The 18,062-nt window shown below is 45.5% G+C and carries 13 protein-coding genes; 7 read left to right on the top strand and 6 right to left on the bottom strand.

The genetic code is table 11. The annotated features are described in order from the left end of the window. Positions 1-346: 346 nt before the first annotated feature. Positions 347-1,291, bottom strand: a complete 945-nt coding sequence (locus tag QUB16_RS02975; protein WP_333313908.1) for an FTR1 family protein — start codon at positions 1,289-1,291, stop codon at positions 347-349. An 87-nt stretch (positions 1,292-1,378) separates the two neighbouring features. After that, the gene (locus tag QUB16_RS02970) at positions 1,379-2,503 is read right to left on the bottom strand and encodes a helix-hairpin-helix domain-containing protein (RefSeq protein ID WP_333313905.1); all 1,125 of its coding nucleotides are present in this window, start codon (positions 2,501-2,503) and stop codon (positions 1,379-1,381) included. A gap of 22 nt (positions 2,504-2,525) precedes the next feature. Between QUB16_RS02970 and QUB16_RS02965 the strand changes: the two genes are divergently transcribed. Further along, a complete protein-coding gene (locus QUB16_RS02965) occupies positions 2,526-2,726 on the top strand; it encodes a hypothetical protein (RefSeq protein WP_333313904.1) in 201 nt (66 codons plus the stop codon). Positions 2,727-2,759: 33 nt separating this feature from the next. Here QUB16_RS02965 and QUB16_RS02960 read toward each other — a convergent pair whose 3' ends face one another. Further along, positions 2,760-3,764, bottom strand: coding sequence for a multicopper oxidase domain-containing protein (locus tag QUB16_RS02960; RefSeq protein WP_333313902.1), 1,005 nt, complete (start codon positions 3,762-3,764; stop codon positions 2,760-2,762). 206 nt (positions 3,765-3,970) lie between these two features. On the opposite strand from QUB16_RS02960, the gene rppA reads away from it, so the two are divergent. The 4 genes from rppA to rpmB all read left to right on the top strand — a co-directional run bounded on the left by rppA (position 3,971) and on the right by rpmB (position 9,022). Then, positions 3,971-4,660 carry a two-component system response regulator RppA gene (gene rppA / locus QUB16_RS02955; RefSeq protein ID WP_333313901.1) on the top strand — a complete coding sequence of 230 codons (690 nt, stop codon included), beginning with the start codon at positions 3,971-3,973 and terminating at the stop codon, positions 4,658-4,660. 161 nt (positions 4,661-4,821) lie between these two features. Continuing rightward, complete coding sequence (rppB, locus tag QUB16_RS02950) at positions 4,822-6,159, top strand: two-component system sensor histidine kinase RppB (RefSeq protein ID WP_333313900.1); 1,338 nt, start codon at positions 4,822-4,824, stop codon at positions 6,157-6,159. Positions 6,160-6,443: 284 nt separating this feature from the next. Further along, on the top strand, positions 6,444-8,432 hold the full coding sequence (gene htpG / locus QUB16_RS02945; RefSeq protein ID WP_333313898.1) for a molecular chaperone HtpG: 1,989 nt from the start codon (positions 6,444-6,446) through the stop codon (positions 8,430-8,432). Positions 8,433-8,785: 353 nt separating this feature from the next. Further along, on the top strand, positions 8,786-9,022 hold the full coding sequence (gene rpmB, locus QUB16_RS02940) for a 50S ribosomal protein L28 (RefSeq protein ID WP_006634309.1): 237 nt from the start codon (positions 8,786-8,788) through the stop codon (positions 9,020-9,022). Between the two features lie 78 nt (positions 9,023-9,100). On the opposite strand, the gene QUB16_RS02935 is transcribed toward rpmB, so the two are convergent. The 3 genes from QUB16_RS02935 to proS all read right to left on the bottom strand — a co-directional run bounded on the left by QUB16_RS02935 (position 9,101) and on the right by proS (position 16,443). After that, positions 9,101-11,164 (bottom strand): adenylate/guanylate cyclase domain-containing protein, encoded by a 2,064-nt coding sequence (locus QUB16_RS02935; RefSeq protein ID WP_333313897.1) that lies wholly within the window; start codon positions 11,162-11,164, stop codon positions 9,101-9,103. A gap of 139 nt (positions 11,165-11,303) precedes the next feature. After that, positions 11,304-14,276, bottom strand: coding sequence for an adenylate/guanylate cyclase domain-containing protein (locus QUB16_RS02930; RefSeq protein WP_333313896.1), 2,973 nt, complete (start codon positions 14,274-14,276; stop codon positions 11,304-11,306). Positions 14,277-14,604: 328 nt separating this feature from the next. Next, positions 14,605-16,443 carry a proline--tRNA ligase gene (proS, locus tag QUB16_RS02925; protein WP_333313894.1) on the bottom strand — a complete coding sequence of 613 codons (1,839 nt, stop codon included), beginning with the start codon at positions 16,441-16,443 and terminating at the stop codon, positions 14,605-14,607. Here proS and QUB16_RS02920 point away from each other — a divergent pair. Together QUB16_RS02920 and QUB16_RS02915 are read left to right on the top strand one after the other, a co-directional pair. Further along, positions 16,442-16,834: a hypothetical protein gene (locus tag QUB16_RS02920; RefSeq protein ID WP_333313892.1), complete on the top strand. Its 393-nt coding sequence runs from the start codon at positions 16,442-16,444 to the stop codon at positions 16,832-16,834. The genes proS and QUB16_RS02920 overlap by 2 nt on opposite strands. Before the next feature lie 151 nt (positions 16,835-16,985). Then, complete coding sequence (locus tag QUB16_RS02915) at positions 16,986-17,915, top strand: hypothetical protein (RefSeq protein WP_333313890.1); 930 nt, start codon at positions 16,986-16,988, stop codon at positions 17,913-17,915. Positions 17,916-18,062 lie beyond the last annotated feature (147 nt).

Genomic DNA, 18,062 nt, shown 5'->3' with positions numbered 1-18,062 from the left:
TACTAAAGTCATCCACCCATTCTCGTCTCTCTCACAGGTTTTAATCTGGACTTCTCATACAAATGTACTAACAGCCCTAAAACTCTTACTCAACAAAGGATGCAAATGTTGAGCTAAAAATTTGTACCCATTTATCAGCAAGAGCTGACGCAGGCGATCGCGCTCAATTGTTGTAGATTCAATATAATTGCCGATCGCAAACAGATATTAATCATCTACCTGGGTACACACTTTTTTACTCAACAATTGACACCTTTGTGATAAGAGGGTTTTGAGCTTGTGTAAGTATATTTGTAGGGGGAAGTTCAGACTAAAAAGCCGATCGCCTTTCATCGCACTTAATTTCCTATTTCGTTACCTGAGTTTTCTTAAACGGAAAAAAGACTCGACCGGCCAAACTTTGAAAATAAATCCCGCCCACGGTAATTAAAAAGACGAAATAAGCGATCGCCTGCACGACATAGAGCTTATCCGTGTATCCAAACAGCGCACTCAATAACAAACCGGGAAACTTTTCTTCGGGAAGCAGTTGCGAGGTATTCCAGACCATTGGCCCGAGAATGCAAGAGTGGATTTTAGTAAATCTTTCGTAATAGAAACACAGTGATGCTGATTCGCGATTTGATTGCGATAAAATATTCACCGCGCTGTCAAATAATCCCAAAGTAGATACCACTAAACCCGCTACAATGAAGAGCAATAAAACGCCCATATATTTGAAAAACAGGCGGATATTAATTTTGATTCCCAATTTAAACAGCAGGACACCAAGTGCGGTGGCTGAGAGAAGGCCCGCCAAAGCGCCGATTGCCGGAATAATTCCTTGTTGAAATTTGGCAACCACAAACAAAACGGTTTCAAATCCTTCGCGTAACACGGCAATCAAAACTAAACTAAATACGCCCCAACCGGCATGAGAATTTTGCGTTAAGGCAGCACTCACAGCGCCTTCGACTTCGGCTTTCATAAATCGCGCTTGTTTGGTCATCCAAATCAGCATCCAGCTCAGCATTGCGATCGCCACAACCCCAAAGATTGCCTCTAGCAGCGACTCCATAATCGGTGCAAAAGGCTGATTGGATGCGGACAAAATTTGAATAGTCCAGCCGAAAAGTACACCTATCAAAGCACTGGCAATCAGTCCAACGCCAACACCGCCGAAAACCCAAGGACTTAAATAGCTTTGTCCTGATTTTTTGAGGCAAGCTAGAACAATTCCGACAACTAAGGCGGCTTCGACTCCTTCGCGGAGAGTAATTACAAAGGTGGGCAATGCTTCGCCAAAATTCATTTTTTTATGGTGGAAATGGGACTGGTTAAGGAGCGAGGTAATTGGCAGATTATTTACCAATTACCGCTGTTGATGAGAGTAATGTTTTTAAGAGGCGGGTTTGAGAACTTTTTGGCTGTCGCTTTCGATCGTTTTAACTAGCTGGTTGACTTGTTCGGTGGTTTTTACGGGGGCGGGGGGTGCGATCGCAGTTGGCCAATTTGCCTTAAGTTCAGTCATGTTGGCAACAATTGCTTTGTCAATTTCCGGGCTAGTTTTAGCCACTTGCTCGGCAATGTCTTTGTACAGGCTTTCCGCGTACATGACAAAACCCCGCGAATCTTGGTATTCAATAATTGCGGAAATTTTGCCGTTAGCAACCGCCGCTGCGTATTCGGAATTAGCTGTATCCAGCAAGCCGTTAATCACTTGCAGCACGAATTTCGGATCTTTTCGCTGGGCTTCGGGAAGGGCGGCAATTGCTCCATCTACAGCTTGCATCGATGTGGTAAATTCCGCATTCACTTGAGCAGGATCTTTTGCACCTGCTTTAACTAAATCCTGCAATTTAATTAAAGTAGTCTTAAATTCGGGAATTTTACGCTCGTTTAGCTGCTCTTCCACATCGGCATAAATTTCTTCGACTGGATGCCCGATGTGCGGTTCGGCTTGGTCGGGTTTGCCTTGATCCAAGAGTTCTTTGGCTACGATAAGATGCCCTTTCATCAAGCCAAGTTTAGTCATGTAGTCTACATCTTTGGGCTCGCCTGTCAGGACCACATTTTCAATAGTTACCACGTCTTTGATTTGGTCGAATTGGGCTTGAGTAATGACATTTTTAGAAACCAATTCTTCGACTTTTCCGTAAGGGCGGCTGGCTTGAATTTTGTTAGAAAGTGCTGGTACTCCTAACTTGGCTTCGAGTTTATCTAACTCTGAAAGAATGGCAGTATTGATGTTGATGCCACCTTTGCCGCCGTGATTCCCGCTGTGACCGCTTGTGGATGCGGGACTGGCTGTAGCAGCGGGTGAGGGTGTGCTGTCGGTGTTGCTGGCTGTGGGGGAAGCGCAACCGGCCAGAGCAACGAGGATGGCTGTAGCAGCGGCGGTAGGTAATAAACGATATCTTGCAACATTTGCAACAACCCTGCTACGGGCGGGCGAGACGCCCACCCCACAAGAAAAGTCATTGTTTGTGGAACAGGCATCTTGCCTGTTCTTGGGGACGCCCACCCCACAAGAAAAGTCATTGTTTATGGAACAGGGATCTTGCCTGTTCTTAAGAATGGTGCAAGATGTGAGTAATAAACGAAAAGTTGATAACATGGCTGTTGCTAATTTTTATGTGATGTGCGTTTGGACTCACAATTTATTAAGAAAGATTCTCAATTATTTGGGAGCTATTCATTCTACCTATTTGCGAGAAAATTTGGTAGATAATTTAAGACTTTCTTAACTTTAATCGCTGTAATCGGGGAGCGCGATTGGTTTAAGTGATGACTTCAAATACCCCCATGCAGCCTGCTTCGGCGATCGCATCTTGATGGGGATGAAACATAAATTTTCCAGCGTAGCCGTAGGTAAATTCTAAAATATGTCTTTCAGCTACTCCCATTGTAATTACATCGGTTCTTTCGCTGGGAGTCAAAGTCATTCCCGTGCGATATACGTCAAAAAAGTTGGCGTGCAGGTGAAAAGTCACTGCCGCTTCGTACTCAATCATGTTGAGAACGTAAAGCCGGATTAGCTGATTTCGGTAAATAGGTATCGGGTTGTTCATGTAATAATTGGGCAACCCGTTAAAAGCGTATAGTTCGTTTTTTTTGTCGTCGTTTACGTCGTATCCTCCCATGATTAACAAGATTTCATCTGCGGGAGGGCGGGGTTTTGGCGGATCGATGATGAACATTCCATAGAGTCCTTTACCTATATGACGAGTTACAGGCTCAATATGGCAGTGATAAAGATGCACTCCGTAGGGATTGGCATCGAATTCATAAATAAATACCGAACCGTGTTTCACTGGTTTAACGCCATCCATTTCGCTGGTATGAACGCCGTGAAAGTGCAGCGAATGAGAATCCCCGGCTTTGTTATAAAAAATGACGCGGATACGATCGCCCTCAGTTGCCCTCAATGTCGGCCCCGGCACGCGATTGTTCACGTTCCAGGTGTTGAAAGTGACGGCGCTGTTAAGTTGGACGATCGAAGTATTAGCTTCCAGGCGAAATTCCCGAACCGTGCGCCCGTTTTCGCGCGTCACCGTGCCGTAATCAAAATCCCGCGCAATTTGCATCGGGTTCATATTGCTGACGGTGACTGCATCTGCGGGCATGGGCGGTATTCTCGCAACTGATGTCGGTTTGCGAGTCAAATTTTGAAGTGCGATCGCGCCGCCCGCTACCCCAGCCCCAGCTATTCCTAGCTGTAGCAGTTGGCGGCGGCTCCAGCGTCCCGGCTTTTTCATGGGGGGACGATCGGATAAATCTGTCATACTTATTGAAAAATATTCTCAAAAATTTGATTGTGTTTGAGTATAAGACATTTCCAGCTTGTTGTCAATGATTGTCAACTATCATCTTTTTCTGCGAAATTAGAAAATTTCATGCTGATTTCATCTCAGTATGTGAGGTTAGATGTTGGGGTAGATGCTGCCGATCGCTAACAATGTATAAGGATTTACCGCTATAAATTAGAGTTATGAGAGTTTTGCTAGTTGAAGATGAGCCAGATTTAGGGAAAGCGATCGAGCGAACCTTAAAGCAGGAAAAATATATAGTGGATTGGGCCCTAGATGGCAATGAAGCTTGGGAATATTTAGACAGCCAGTGGACGCAATACACCCTCGCTATTTTTGACTGGTTGCTACCAGGATTGTCAGGATTGGAACTGCTGCGGAGATTGCGTGCTAAACATAGCGCGCTGCCCGTATTGATGCTGACAGCAAAAGACCGAATGGAAGATAAAGTTGCGGGACTAGATGCCGGGGCTGACGATTATTTAGTCAAGCCGTTCGGGATGGCGGAACTGTTAGCAAGGTTGCGGGCTTTGCAAAGACGATCGCCCCAAATTCAACCACAACAGCTACAAGTAGGGAATCTCGTTCTCGACTGCGGAAATCGCACTGCTTGTCATGTCGATACCCACGGCAAAAACCAGATAATTTCGCTGACAAACAAAGAATTTCAACTGCTAGAATACTTTATGAAACATCCGAACCAAATTGTCACCACTGACCAAATTCGGAATCAGCTATGGGAGGCGAGTGCAGATAGCTTTAGCAATGTGGTAGCAGCTCAAGTGCGTTTGCTGCGACGCAAACTTGAGTCGGTTGGCTGCGCGAATTTAATTGAAACTGTACACGGCGTCGGATACCGGATGAAAAATTAAAGTAAAACCGATAGTCCGCCAGGGAATGAATTCCCTGCCTCAAAGCTAAAGTCCTCTAAAGAGGACTAATGAGTTCTTTAGTCCTCTTTAGAGGACTTTAACTATTAGCCAGGGAATTCATTCCCTGGCGGACTGTTTGACGGACAGCTTAAGTTATAAAAATGAATCAAAATAAACTATTTAACCGAACTCGCTGGCAATTAGCCCTTTCCTATGCAGCAGTAATGGGTTTGATTTTAAGCTTGCTGGGATTGGGCGTATATAAGTCGATCGCCCACGCTCACTGGGTAGCCATAGACCGCGAATTAGAATCGGTAGCGGGGACGCTACACGACAGCCTAGAAACAAAATTGCAGCAGCCCGGACGCCTAGAACCAATAGTCAATGAGCTTTTGCCAAACCTCCGCGTAATTGGAGTTAACGGCATTAAAGATAAAGAACAGTTGCCAAGCCGCCATATTTTAAGCGCTATCAACCAAGGCTATTACTATATTCGTTTATTTGATTATTCCGGTAAATTAATTGCTACTGCTGGCGATTATCCAGAAGAATTACCAGCCGGATTTAACTCCCAATACTGGCAAACAATAACTGACACCAAAGGTAATGTTTTTCACCAAATTTCTGTAGCGCTCCACACCCAAACACAGCAAGATTGGGGATATTTTCAAGTTGGCCGGAGCCTACAAGACTTTAATGATTATCTCAGTACAGTGAAATGGGTTTTAAAATTAGGATTACCTACAGCATTGATTCTGATAGGCTTTGCTAGTTGGTTATTGGCAGGATTGGCAATGAAACCGATTTATTCTTCCTACCGACAAATTCAACAGTTTACAGCGGATGCTGCTCACGAATTACGGACACCTTTAGCGGCTTCGCAGGCGACAGTAGAATCAGCACTGTTGATGCCTCAATTGGATGAAAAAGAAGCGCGGGAAATTTTGCGAACTGTAGAGCGCCAAAACCGCAGATTGACTCAGTTAGTGGCTGATTTGCTGCTACTGGCTCGCATGGATAATCAAGCGATACGCGATCGCCCTCAATTGTGTTGTTTGAATGACCTTGTTAGCGATTTAGTAGAGGAATTGGCAGCTTTGGCGATCGCTTCTAAGGTAGCCCTAACATCGTCCGTGCGGGTGCAACAGCAATTAAATGTTGTCGGCAATTCCGACCAACTTTATCGCTTAGTTGCTAATTTAATTGTTAATGCCATTCAATACACTCCGCCTGGGGGAAAAGTAACAGTTATTTTAGATTGCAGCCACCAGGAGGCGATCGTTCAGGTTCAAGATACCGGTATTGGGATAGCGGCGGCAGATTTAGAGCGAATATTCGATCGATTCTACCGAGTCAACAGCGATCGATCGCGCCATACCGGCGGTTCGGGACTGGGATTGGCGATCGCCCAAACCATCGCCCGCGCACACCGCGGCAGCCTCAGCGCCCGCAGCGAATTGGGCTGTGGCAGCACCTTTTTTCTGCGATTGCCTTTGTGAGTTACCATGTGAGGGAAACCGAATCAGTTATTTCGGGTAATCCCTTTGGCAAAAGGTAGCACGATCGCCGAAAATCATTAAATAGTCATTAGTCCTCAGTCAGTAGTCAGTAGTCAGTAGTCAGTAGTTAGTAGTTAGTAGTTAGTAGTTAGTAGTTAGTAGTTAGCAGCTAACAACGTATAACAGGAAAATTCAGCTCGACTAACAATTAATAACTAATGACCAATGACCAATGACCAATGACTAATCACGGTTCATGACCGACAAATACCTAGCGAAAAATTATGACAGTTTTAGAACAGGGAACAATCTCAATCCATACCGAAAATATTTTCCCGATTATCAAGAAGTCGCTATACACTGACCACGAAGTCTTCTTGCGGGAACTAATTTCTAACGCCGTCGATGCCATTGCCAAACTCAAAATGGTTTCTCGTTCCGGCGAATACAGCGGCGACATGGGCGAACCGCAAATCAACATAGCGATCGACAAAGAAAACAAAACCCTCTCAATTTCCGATAACGGCATCGGCATGACCGCCGACGAGGTAAAAAAATACATCAACCAAGTCGCTTTCTCCAGCGCAGAAGAATTTATTGAAAAATACCAAGGCAGCGGCGAGGACGCAATTATTGGTCACTTCGGCCTAGGTTTCTACTCTTCTTTCATGGTCGCTCAGAAAGTAGATATAGACACCCTTTCTTACCAAGAAGGCTCCCAAGCCGTACACTGGTCTTGCGACGGTTCCCCCGCTTTTGAACTATCAGAATCTTCCCGCACGGAACGCGGCACTACTATTACTCTTACCCTCCAAGATGAAGAACTAGAATATGTAGAACCCAGTCGCATTAAGCAGTTAATCAAAACTTACTGCGATTTCATGCCCGTTCCCATCAAATTTGAGGGTGAGGAACTCAACAAGCACAAAGCAATTTGGCGGGAATCAGCCAGCAATTTGCAAAAAGAAGATTACTTAGAACTGTACCGCCACCTTTACCCGTACCAAGACGAGCCTCTGCTGTGGGTACACCTGAATACAGATTATCCTTTTATTGTCAACGGGATTCTTTACTTTCCCAAACTGCGCCCGGAGGTCGATGTTACCCAAGGCAATATTAAGCTATTCTGCAACCAGGTTTTTGTCAGCGACCACTGCGAAGAAATTATCCCGAAATTCTTGATGCCGCTGCGGGGAGTTATTGACAGTACCGACATTCCGCTGAACGTTTCTCGCAGTTCTTTGCAAAGCAATCGCACTGTGAGGAGAATAGCTGATTATATTGCGAAAAAAGTGGGTGATCGCCTGAAAGAACTCTACCGCGACGACCGTGACGAATACATCCGCTGCTGGCAAGATATCGGCACTTTTGTCAAGTTTGGAACTCTCAACGATGACAAGTTCAAAAAGCAAGTCGAAGATATCTTAATCTACCGCAGCACCTACGAACCAACAGCCCAGAAGCCAGAAACTGTAACGCCCGAAGTTCAGGTGCAAACTGAGGAAGGAGATTTGTGGCAAGATGTAACTCCGAAGTCGGAAACTTCTACTTCAACGCAGCCTTACACGACGCTGAAAGAGTATTTGGAACGCAATCAAAAACGCCACGAAAATCGGGTGTTTTATTGTACAGATCCGGCGTCTCAAGCAACTTACGTGGCAATGCACAAAAGCCAAGGTTTAGAAGTGCTGTTTATGGATTCTTTCATCGACACGCACTTTATTAGTTTCTTGGAACGAGAACACTTAGATGTCAAATTCTCGCGGGTTGATTCCGACATCGACGAAACGCTAATTGACAAAGAGAAAGAAGCGGAAATTGTCGATCCGGCGACGAATAAAACTCGCAGCGAACAAGTTAAAGAAATGTTCCAAAAAGCTCTCAATAAGCCGAAAGTGAACATTCGCACAGAAGCTTTGAAGTCTGACTCTGCGGAGGGGACGCCACCTGCGATCGTACTTTTGCCGGAAGCTTTGCGCCGGATGCGGGACATGACGGCGCTTTTGCAGCAGCAAGCGGCCGAATTCCCCGAAGAACACGTTTTGCTGGTGAATACGTCTCACCCGCTGATTCAAAATCTGGCTAGTTTGAGTCAGGGTGCGATTATTCAAGGCGGCGGGGAGTCTCCGTCAAGTCAGTTGGCGAGTATGATTTGTCACCACGTTTACGACTTGGCTTTGATGGCCCAGAAGGGTTTCGATGCTGAAGGGATGAAGGATTTTGTCGAGCGATCGAATCAAGTCTTGACAAAATTGACTGAACGTGCCATGTAATAACCCCCCCAACCCCCCCTTGCTAAGGGGGGGGCTGTTTCATTCTCTTGTAGGGGCAATCCCACGCCCGGTTGCCCCGATATTTGAAACATCGATTTCATCGTCCGTGGGGGGGCGGGCACGGGGAGTAGGGGTCGCACCGCCCCTACAAAAGCCTGATTTTCCGTAGGGGCAATCCCCCCGTGGTTGCCCCGAAACAGCCCTGCCCCCAACCACCCCTTGCTAAGGGGGGGAGCAAGAGTTTATTTCTATTGGTAAAGGGATAAGTCAAGCCTTCTTCCTTCTTCCTTCTTCCTTCTTCCTTCGGGTATAATGAAATGCTGCACGCAAAAAACGGTAATCTGGAGGGAAGTATGTCTCGGAAATGTCAGCTAACGGGGAAGAAGGCGAATAACGGTTTTGCAGTTTCTCACTCGCACCACCGCACTCACAAATTGCAAGACGCAAATTTGCAGTGGAAGCGGGTTTGGTGGCCGCAGGAGAAGCGCTGGGTAAGATTGCACCTTTCTACAAAGGCGATTAAAACCTTGCAACACAAGGGTTTGGAAATCATGGCGAAGGAAGCTGGAATTAACCTGTACAAGCTTTAAAAAACTTGGCTAAATTAAAATGAGGGCGATCGCACACTTGAGAGTGCGATCGCCCTTACTTTTAGAGAAAAACCTTTACTAGAGCACTTTTCGGCATTTCAGTAAATAAGTAGTCATCTCGCCTTTGCCTTTAACTTCGATCGCGCCGCGGTTTTCAAAGGAATACTTTTCTCGCAACTGCTGATAAGTTGTCTCTGTTACCTGAATACACCCCGGCAAGCCGTGAGATTCCATGCGGGAAGCGGTGTTAACGGTGTCTCCCCACAAATCGTAAATAAATTTTTTAATACCGATGACTCCGGCGACAACCGGGCCGCTGTTGATGCCGATTCTGATGCTGAAATCTTGATTGTGGATATTGCTGAAGTCAGTAATTGCCTGCTGCATATCGATGGCCATTTCTGCGATCGCTTCTGCGTGATCCGGGCGAGGAATGGGCAGCCCTCCTACTACCATGTAAGCGTCGCCAATCGTCTTAATTTTTTCCAAACCGTGCCTTTCTGCTAGGTTGTCGAAGGTCGAAAAGATGTCATTCAGCAAGGCTACTAATTGCGTTGGAGAAACTCGCGAGCTCAATTGAGTAAAGCCCACTATGTCCGCAAACAAGACAGTAACGTCAGCAAAAGTATCTGCGATCGTACTGTCTCCTCGCTTCAACCGATTTGCTATTTCTTCAGGCAAAATATTCAACAACAAGCGTTCTGATTGTTCCTGTTGAACTCGCAGTGCACTTAAAGTATCATTCAGAGCATTAGTTCGTTCTTTCACTCGAAATTCTAACTCTTCATTCAGCTTGTAAAGCGCCATTTCAGCCCGCCTGCGGTCTGTGATATCCGTACCGATTGCCAGCATTCCCGCGAACTTTCCTGCTGCGTCAAACAGCGGTTTATTTGCCCAGGATACCCAAACGCGATCGCCGCTGCGCCGGATACTTTCATTTTCATTTCGCGTATATTGTTCTGGGTTTTGCAAAATATCTCTCAACTTTGCTGCCAAGTCATTTCCTGTTGTATCTGTCTTGGGAATAATTGTTCCCACGGCGTTTTTGCCAATTATCTCTTTTTCATCGTAACCAAAAAACTTCTGTGCAAATTCGTTAAAAAAAGTAATATTTCCTGCCCTATCTATTTTTAAAATAATGCTGTTAGCATTTTCCACTAATTCCCGATACTTAATTTCGCTTTGCCGCAGCGAATCCTCTGCTGAGGCGCGTTCGGCTACTGTCGCCGCCAACAGCAGCGATGTAACTACAATTACGCTCATAAAAGCCTGCAAAAATAAGATGGCCTGATTGATATTTTCCGCTTTGGCAATAAAAGGCCCGCCTCCCTGAGAACCGCCCCAAATGGCGATACTGGATACAATAAAAGATGCTAAAACCGCCCCTACCTGACCGAATTGAATGGTTGCCCAAATTACTAAGGGAAATGGCAAGTATTCGAGGGGATAACCGGAGAGATTACTTTCACTTTTTGAGTTGTAGATTAGCCAACTGACTGTTACTAATAACAGCAGACCTATTCCGGCACCGATGCGATTGAGAATTGTTTGAGAAGCTGTATTTGGTGAAGGGCGGGGCGCTGGTTTGTGGTTGTATATAATCAACAGCAGGGGAGTAAAAATTAACACTCCTAATGTATCTCCGAGATACCAATTCCATCGAATATGCCAATATTCGCTCCAGTCAACTAAACCCGTTAAACACAGGCGTAACGTGCCGAGAGTGCAGTTAATTTGAGTCGCAACTAGAGCGCCGCCCCAGACTAAATTGACTACATCTATGAGCCGAGATAGTGATGAGCGAAAGTTGAGTTTTCGCAACAAAGCAAATGCAAAAAAAGCTTGCAAGCAAGCACTGAACGCAGCTAACAATGCACTAAAAAATGACATTTTGTTGATAGTCTCGAACAAAAATACGCCTAAAGCTATTCCCGGCCAAACTCGCCGACCCAATAATAAAAGTGCAGCTTGTGCAATTCCTGCCGGCGGCCAGACGCAGCTAGCTAATGTATTGACGCCTGGGATTGAAATTGCTATTTTTCCTCCCAAAGCGTAAGTAAAAGCAATGGCAGCTACTTTTGCTAAGTATTGCGAATTTCTAGATTGAGTAAATCGCAGAAACTGATTTTTGTTGGGGTTCATACTGAGTATTATATGTTTAACTAACTATAGCAACCGCGACCGAATATTAGGACGTTCTTAATTGCTGAAACATGAGTTGTTATATTGCTTATTCCTTCTTTTTCTGCTGAGCGAAGTCGAAGGGCTTTTTTCCTTACTGCTATAACTTGATGCCTGTAAGAAAGTAAGTGTTCATCTCCCCTTTGCCTTTAACTTCGATCGCGCCGCGACTTTCAAATACATACTTGTCCTGCAATATATCATAAATTGCAGACGTGACTTGAATACACCCCGGCAAGCCGTGGGATTCCATGCGGGAAGCGGTGTTAACGGTGTCTCCCCATAAATCGTAAATAAATTTTTTAATACCGATTACTCCGGCGACAACCGGGCCGGTGTTGATGCCGATTCTGATGCTGAAATCTTGATTGTGGGTATTGCTGAAGTCAATAATTGCCTGCTGCATATCGAGGGCCATTTGGGCGATCGCCTCTGCATGATCGCTGCGGGGCATTGGCAATCCTCCTACTACCATGTAGGCGTCGCCAATCGTCTTAATTTTCTCCAACCCGTGCTTTTCTGCTAGGCGATCGAAGGTGGAAAAAATGTCGTTTAGCAAGGAAACTAATTCCGGCGGAGAAATTTGGGAACTAATTTGGGTAAAACCGACTATATCTGCAAACAATACTGTTACTTCGGAAAAAGTATCGGCGATGATGCTTTGGTCTTGTTTTAATCTGTCGGCGATCGCTTGCGGTAAAACGTTGAGCAGGAGACGGTCAGATTTTTCTTGTTCTAAGCGCAAAGCTGCCTCAGCTTGTTTGCGAGTTGTGATATCTTGAACAGTACCTTCGTAATAAAGCAAATTTCCATGTCTGTCGCAGACAGTATAAGCATTCTCCGCAATCCAAATTATACTGCCATCTTGGCGGTAAACTTGAGATTCAAAATCTGATAGCTTGCCGTTTTCTCGCATTAAATTAATGACTTCGGCGCGGCGTTTGGGGCATACATAGAGCTGGCGGTTAATATTAGTTAAATTTCCCTTCAACTCTTCAAAGGAACTATAACCGTAAATACGAATTAAAGCAGGGTTGACGCTGAGATATTCCCCATCGGGAGTAGTTTGAAAGATGCCGACGATCGCATTTTCAAAAATGCTGCGGTATTTTGCCTCAGCTTGTCGCAGCGCTTCTTCAGCGCGCTGGCGTTCTCGCGCTTCCACTGCGAAAGTTACAGAGTCTGCTAGAGAAACAGCGAAACTTTGTTCTTCAATCGTCCAATAGCGGGGCATTCCTACGTGTTCTAAACAGAGGACTCCTGCTGTTTCTCCGCCTATTTGAATCGGCGTATCTAGCATGGAAGTGATGCCGCACGGAATTAGGTAAGATTCCGCAAATTCTCTAGTTCTAAAATCGTTTTGCGCGTCAAAGGCAGCAATTGCGCGTTCTTCTCGGAGTGCTTGGAAATAGACAGGATAGTCTGCTTCTGCTAATTCCAAACCGTCTGAGTGCTGGTTGACAGTGCGATCGAACAAATCCAGGCACTCGATCTTGGATTTAGTGCGATCGTACAGCCAGACGCTCGATCGGGCAACTTCCAGAGTACGGCTAGCAGTTTCAGTTATTTCTTGAAGCGCCTTTGTTAAGTCGCCTTGATTCAGCGCTTTATTTTTGGCTAAATCAATTAATGCCGATTTCTGTTTCTGTAGCTGAAGTTCGCTGTGTTTCAGGGCATTTGTCCGCTCTTCAACTCGGATTTCCAGCTTTTCATTCAGCTTTTGCAGCGCTATTTCAGCTTTTCGGCGAGCGGTGATATCTGTGCCGATGCAGAGGATTCCCAGGATTTCTCCCGCTGAACCAACCAGCGGTTTATTTGCCCAAGATACCCAAACGCGATCGCCACTGCGCCGGAGGTTTTCATTTTCATAGCTGGTAAAGCGATCGGGATTTTGTAAAATTTCATGATAAACCAACTGTAAGTTATTCCCTTCGATGTCTGTCTGCGGAAGAATTGTTCCCATTGCATTTTTACCCAGGATTTCTTCCTGAGTGTAGCCAAAGAATATTTCGGCAAATTCGTTAAAAAAAGTAATATAGCCGTCAGCATCCAATTTCATAATAATGCTGCTAGCATTTTCCACCAATTCTCGATATTTAATTTCGCTTTCTCGCAGGGAATTTTCTGCCTCAGCGCGTTCAGCTACCGTCGCTGCCAATAACAGCGAGGTCATTGTAACTACAGCCATAAAAGCTTGCAAAAATAAGATAGCCTGAGTGATATTTTCGGCTTTGGTTATGAACGGCCCCCCTCCCTGAGAACTGCCCATAATTGCGATGCTTGAGACAATGAACGATGCTAGGACAGCGGCTCGTTGACCGAATTGGAGCGCCGACCAAATTATGAAAGGAAACGGCAAATATTCCAGGGGATAACTAGAAATAGAAGCTTCATTTTTCGACACAAAGACAAGCCAGCTCACCCCAATTAATAATAATAACCATACTGCCCGCCAAATTAAATATCTTTGCTGGCGGCCTGTTTGTCTTTTTAAACGATCGGCGGTTACTTTTGGGCGAAAAAATATTAGGATTAAGGGAGTTAAAATTAAAACTCCCATTGTGTCTCCCAACCACCAATTCCATCGAACCGAAAAATATTCTGTCCAATCTACTTTGCCCGCTAAATATAGGGAAAACGCGCCAATCGTGCAACTGATTTGAGTAGAAATTAGACCGCCAAACAAGATTAAATTAACTACATCTTTCAAGCGATCGAGAGATGGACGAAACCCCATCCAGCGCAGGGCAGTTACTGCAAAGACAGCTTGCAGAATTGCCCCGGCGTTTCCTCCCACCCAAACCGCAAATATCTGTTCATTTGGGTTAACCAAATTTAGCAGAAATGTACCCAAAACTATGGCAGGCCAGACTTTTCTCCCAAACAATAAAATTCCCGCTTGTGCAATTCCTGCGGGGGGCCACACCGAGGCCGCAAAGGGACTAACACCTTGAATTGAAATTGCTAGCCTCGCCCCCACGGCGTAAGCGACAGCAACGACAGTTACTTGAGCTAAGTACCGCCCAATTCGGGATTGAGGGAATCGCAGAAACTGATTTAGGTTCAGATTCATACCGAGTTTTAAGTTTTAGGGAATTTCACATCTCAAGGAAGTTCGGCAACGGATTTTGTAACGGATGTAACGGATGTAACGGATGTAACGGATGTAAAGGATAGAAGGAAGAGGGAAGAGGGGGGAGAATCTCATATTTGTAAAAACACTTCTTCTGGCTCCTTCTTTCTCACTCTTTCCTCTTGTATCCTGCCTCCCAACTCCAATTTCTAGGTTGGCTTCAAAAGTGAGATGCTCCCAAGATTGGAGCTAATGTAGGGTGTACACCGCGCACATTGCAAGCCTAAATATAGGTGCGCGGTGCGCGCACCTTACCAATTATAAAGGCTTAGTTGATGGCGGCTTCAATCCACTGTTTTAAAGTAGAATTTACTTCATCAATGAGAATTTCATGTGATTTGTGAGTTGCTCTTTCCACGACTTCAACTTTGCCTGCTTTCAGCGAACGGCCCGGAACAATGCGATAGGGAATGCCGATTAAATCAGCATCTTTGAATTTAACTCCGGCTCGTTCGTCGCGGTCATCTAGTAACGTTTCAATGCCAGATTGGTTGAGTTCTGCATAGAGTTTTTCGGCGACTTCTACTTGTTGGGCGTCGGAAATATTGGGGATGCTAATGATGGCGTGATACGGCGCGATCGCCACTGGCCAAATTATCCCATCTTTGTCGTAGGATTGTTCTACGGCTGATTGAGCTAGCCGCGACACGCCGACGCCGTAGCAGCCCATCATAAAGGGCATTTCTTCGCCTTGTTCGCTGGTGTAGGTGGCGCCCATTGCTTGGGAGTATTTGGTTCCTAATTGGAAGATGTGGCCGACTTCGATGCCTCTGGCGCTTTGCAAGGTTTGTTCGGGGTTGTGCACTGCCCGATCGCCCTTTTTGGCTGTTCTGACACCTACAACCGTTGCTGGTAGCGGAAATTCTTTATCCCAATTAGCCCCGACAACGTGGTATCCTGATTCGTTAGAACCAGTGACAAAGTTTGTCAGGTCAACTGCGGTGCGATCGACCAAACGCAAAAACTTGGGAGATACCCCCCCTTGCCCCCCCTTGGTAAGGGGGGGTTGGGGGGGGTTGGAGGCGATATAATCATCAGCAAGATCCGGAGCCATATAACCCAGAGGTAAAGATTTAGCCGCCCATTTCCGCTGAGCTTCCGCATCGGGAACAGTCAAAAATAAAACAGTTTTAGCTTGATAGTTGCCCGCTAACTTCGTCAACTCATTCAGCAACTTTACCTGATTCACATCTTGGTCGCCGCGAATGCTTACCAAGACCAAAACAGTCATGCCATTGTCGTAAACAGCTTGGTAAAGCACATTTTTGACAACTTGCGTCGGAGAACATTTCAAAAACTTGCAAAGTTTATCAATTGTTTCAGTTCCCGGCGTTTCCCGCTTTTCAAACGTTGCAAAGGGCGAGGGTTCCACATCAGCAGGCATCGATACAGCCTTTTCCACATTAGCTGCATACTGACCATCTTCAGTATAAAGAACTTCATCTTCTCCCGCTTCAGCCAACACCATAAACTCTTGAGAACCAGAACCGCCAATTGCTCCAGAATCAGCATCTACTGCTCGGAATTGCAAGCCCGATCGGCGCAGCATATTGCTATAAGCTTGAGCCATATCCTGATAAGTCTTTTTCAAACTTTCTTCGTTAGTGTGGAAAGAATAGCCATCTTTCATAATGAATTCGCGACCGCGCATCAACCCAAAACGCGGGCGAATTTCATCGCGAAACTTAGTTTGGATTTGATAAAGATGTAAAGGCAATTGCCGATAGGAACGAATCATATCTTTAGCAATTGTAGTAATTACTTCTTCGTGAGTTGGGCCCAGTCCCAATTCTCGCTGCTGCCTATCTGTCATGGCAAACATAATACCTTCAGCTTGAGTGTAGGTATCCCAGCGGCCGGATTCCCGCCACAAATCGGCCGGTTGCAATTGCGGGAGTAGACATTCTTGAGCGCCGGTAGCGTCCATTTCTTCGCGCACAATTTGAGATACTTTTTTGAGAACTCGCCACATTAAAGGTAGATAAGCGTAAATTCCGCTACCGATGCGCCGGATGTATCCGGCACGGAGTAATAGTTTGTGGCTGGGAATTTCTGCTTCTGCCGGGTCTTCGCGCAGGGTAACAAAAAGCATTTGAGAGAGTCGCATGGCTGATTTCCTTAAAATAGCGGATGAGTGTAATTTTAGATCAACTTCTGATATTATCAGAACTAAGCCCGATTTGATTAAATATATGAATAAAATTTGGCAAAACTACGAAAAAGGTATGGCAGTCTTTGATAATTGTCACTCTCCTACTGTGCAATCTCAATGGGTTGCCTTAAAAGATGAAATAGGAGAATTTGTTCGAGAACCTAATTTAAGCGAAATTTGGGATATTGTTCATGCTGCTGGTCGATTGCTTTACAAACTAATCGGAATTCCATTATATTTACTGGCCTATCCTACTGTTCGCAAACACAGTCAACGTTTCGAGGAGTACGGATGTATTCGCAGCATTCGCAATTGTGAGGGTAAATGCTGCGGCAAAAAATCGTAGGGTACGCTGCGGCGCACCTGATATCATGTTTGTTGAAGGACCCGCAATTACATTCTAATTACCGAATTCAAAAAACAATGCAACTTTAGGCAAGCGCCCAACCCATATCCCGTAACTAATTCTCAATCTCAAATCTCACATCTAAAATCGCATGACCAGATTTATTCACGACCAATTTGCCAAACAGTATCTGAAAGAACTATTAACCCCTCTCGGTAATGTAGAAACCAGCCGGGATGTCGCTGGAGAAGTGAGGCAGGTTGACGTTTTATTTTCCCCGAAAGCAGAACCGGAAGTTGAAGCAACAGCCCTCGGCATTCTGGGTCAAATCGCAGCAAAACCCGCTGTATTTGAACCCTTCCGCAGCCCAGTCCAAATCGGAGAAATTCGCAGTTGTCTGGGCAAACTCTTCGATATCCACGGCGAATTTGAACGCGCCGCAGTTAGAGAAAATACCCGGATTGCAGAGGCCGACTTGCCCCAACTCTGGATACTGTCGCCGACTGTTTCCGACACGATATTAGCTGGATTTCGAGCCCTTCCCGAACCGGAAAATTGGGTAAATGGAGTTTATTTTCTGGGCCCATCTCTGAAAGCAGCGATTATTGCCATTCACCAACTGCCCCGCACTCCAGAAACCCTGTGGCTGAGAGTTTTGGGGAAGGGAAACGTGCAGAAGCAAGCGGTTGCCGAATTGAGAGAATTACCCTCAGATAATGTCTTTCGGTTGAATGCGTTAGAATTGTTGTACAACTTGCGAACTATTTTAGAAGTCCGCCAAGACATAGATCGAGAAGATCGGGAGTTAATTATGGAACTGTCACCCCTCTACTTGCAACGGCTGGAAGATGCAACTCAGCGCGGTATCCAGCAAGGTATTCAGCAAGGTATGCAGCGCGCTCAACGCCTGATGGTTGAGAATCTGCTACAAGTAAAATTTAGTGAGATTGATGAAGAATTAGCCCAAATAATCGAGCCTTTGATTCAACTAGATCCCCTCGCTAGCACGCGGCTGATTATGCTGCTCGATCGCTCTGAATTGCTAGCTCATTTTGAAGATAAAAATCAACCGGAATCCTGAGTCAGCATCGCACTCTACAATCGGTAGGGTGCGCTCAATAAGCTGCTACGCATTTAAATTGAATCCAGAGACGGGCAGGATGCCCGTTCCACAATAATTGTAGAAAATTTGACTTTCAAATTAGATGCACAACAGCTTATCACTTTA

It is taken from the genome of Microcoleus sp. D3_18a_C4 (genome assembly GCF_036702415.1).
Lineage (GTDB): Bacteria > Cyanobacteriota > Cyanobacteriia > Cyanobacteriales > Microcoleaceae > Microcoleus.
The sequence above is the reverse complement of the archived record's forward strand: the minus strand, read 5'-3'. Positions and strand labels throughout refer to the sequence as shown.

Excerpts from the sequence above, each read along its gene's own strand:
- QUB16_RS02975 (WP_333313908.1), bottom strand. The coding sequence starts at position 1,291 with ATGAATTTTGGCGAAGCATTGCCCACCTTTGTAATTACTCTCCGCGAA.
- QUB16_RS02965 (WP_333313904.1), top strand. The coding sequence starts at position 2,526 with ATGGAACAGGGATCTTGCCTGTTCTTAAGAATGGTGCAAGATGTGAGT.
- QUB16_RS02960 (WP_333313902.1), bottom strand. The coding sequence starts at position 3,764 with ATGACAGATTTATCCGATCGTCCCCCCATGAAAAAGCCGGGACGCTGG.
- rppA (WP_333313901.1), top strand. The coding sequence starts at position 3,971 with ATGAGAGTTTTGCTAGTTGAAGATGAGCCAGATTTAGGGAAAGCGATC.
- rppB (WP_333313900.1), top strand. The coding sequence starts at position 4,822 with ATGAATCAAAATAAACTATTTAACCGAACTCGCTGGCAATTAGCCCTT.
- htpG (WP_333313898.1), top strand. The coding sequence starts at position 6,444 with ATGACAGTTTTAGAACAGGGAACAATCTCAATCCATACCGAAAATATT.
- rpmB (WP_006634309.1), top strand. The coding sequence starts at position 8,786 with ATGTCTCGGAAATGTCAGCTAACGGGGAAGAAGGCGAATAACGGTTTT.
- QUB16_RS02935 (WP_333313897.1), bottom strand. The coding sequence starts at position 11,164 with ATGAACCCCAACAAAAATCAGTTTCTGCGATTTACTCAATCTAGAAAT.
- QUB16_RS02930 (WP_333313896.1), bottom strand. The coding sequence starts at position 14,276 with ATGAATCTGAACCTAAATCAGTTTCTGCGATTCCCTCAATCCCGAATT.
- QUB16_RS02920 (WP_333313892.1), top strand. The coding sequence starts at position 16,442 with ATGGCTGATTTCCTTAAAATAGCGGATGAGTGTAATTTTAGATCAACT.
- proS (WP_333313894.1), bottom strand. The coding sequence starts at position 16,443 with ATGCGACTCTCTCAAATGCTTTTTGTTACCCTGCGCGAAGACCCGGCA.
- QUB16_RS02915 (WP_333313890.1), top strand. The coding sequence starts at position 16,986 with ATGACCAGATTTATTCACGACCAATTTGCCAAACAGTATCTGAAAGAA.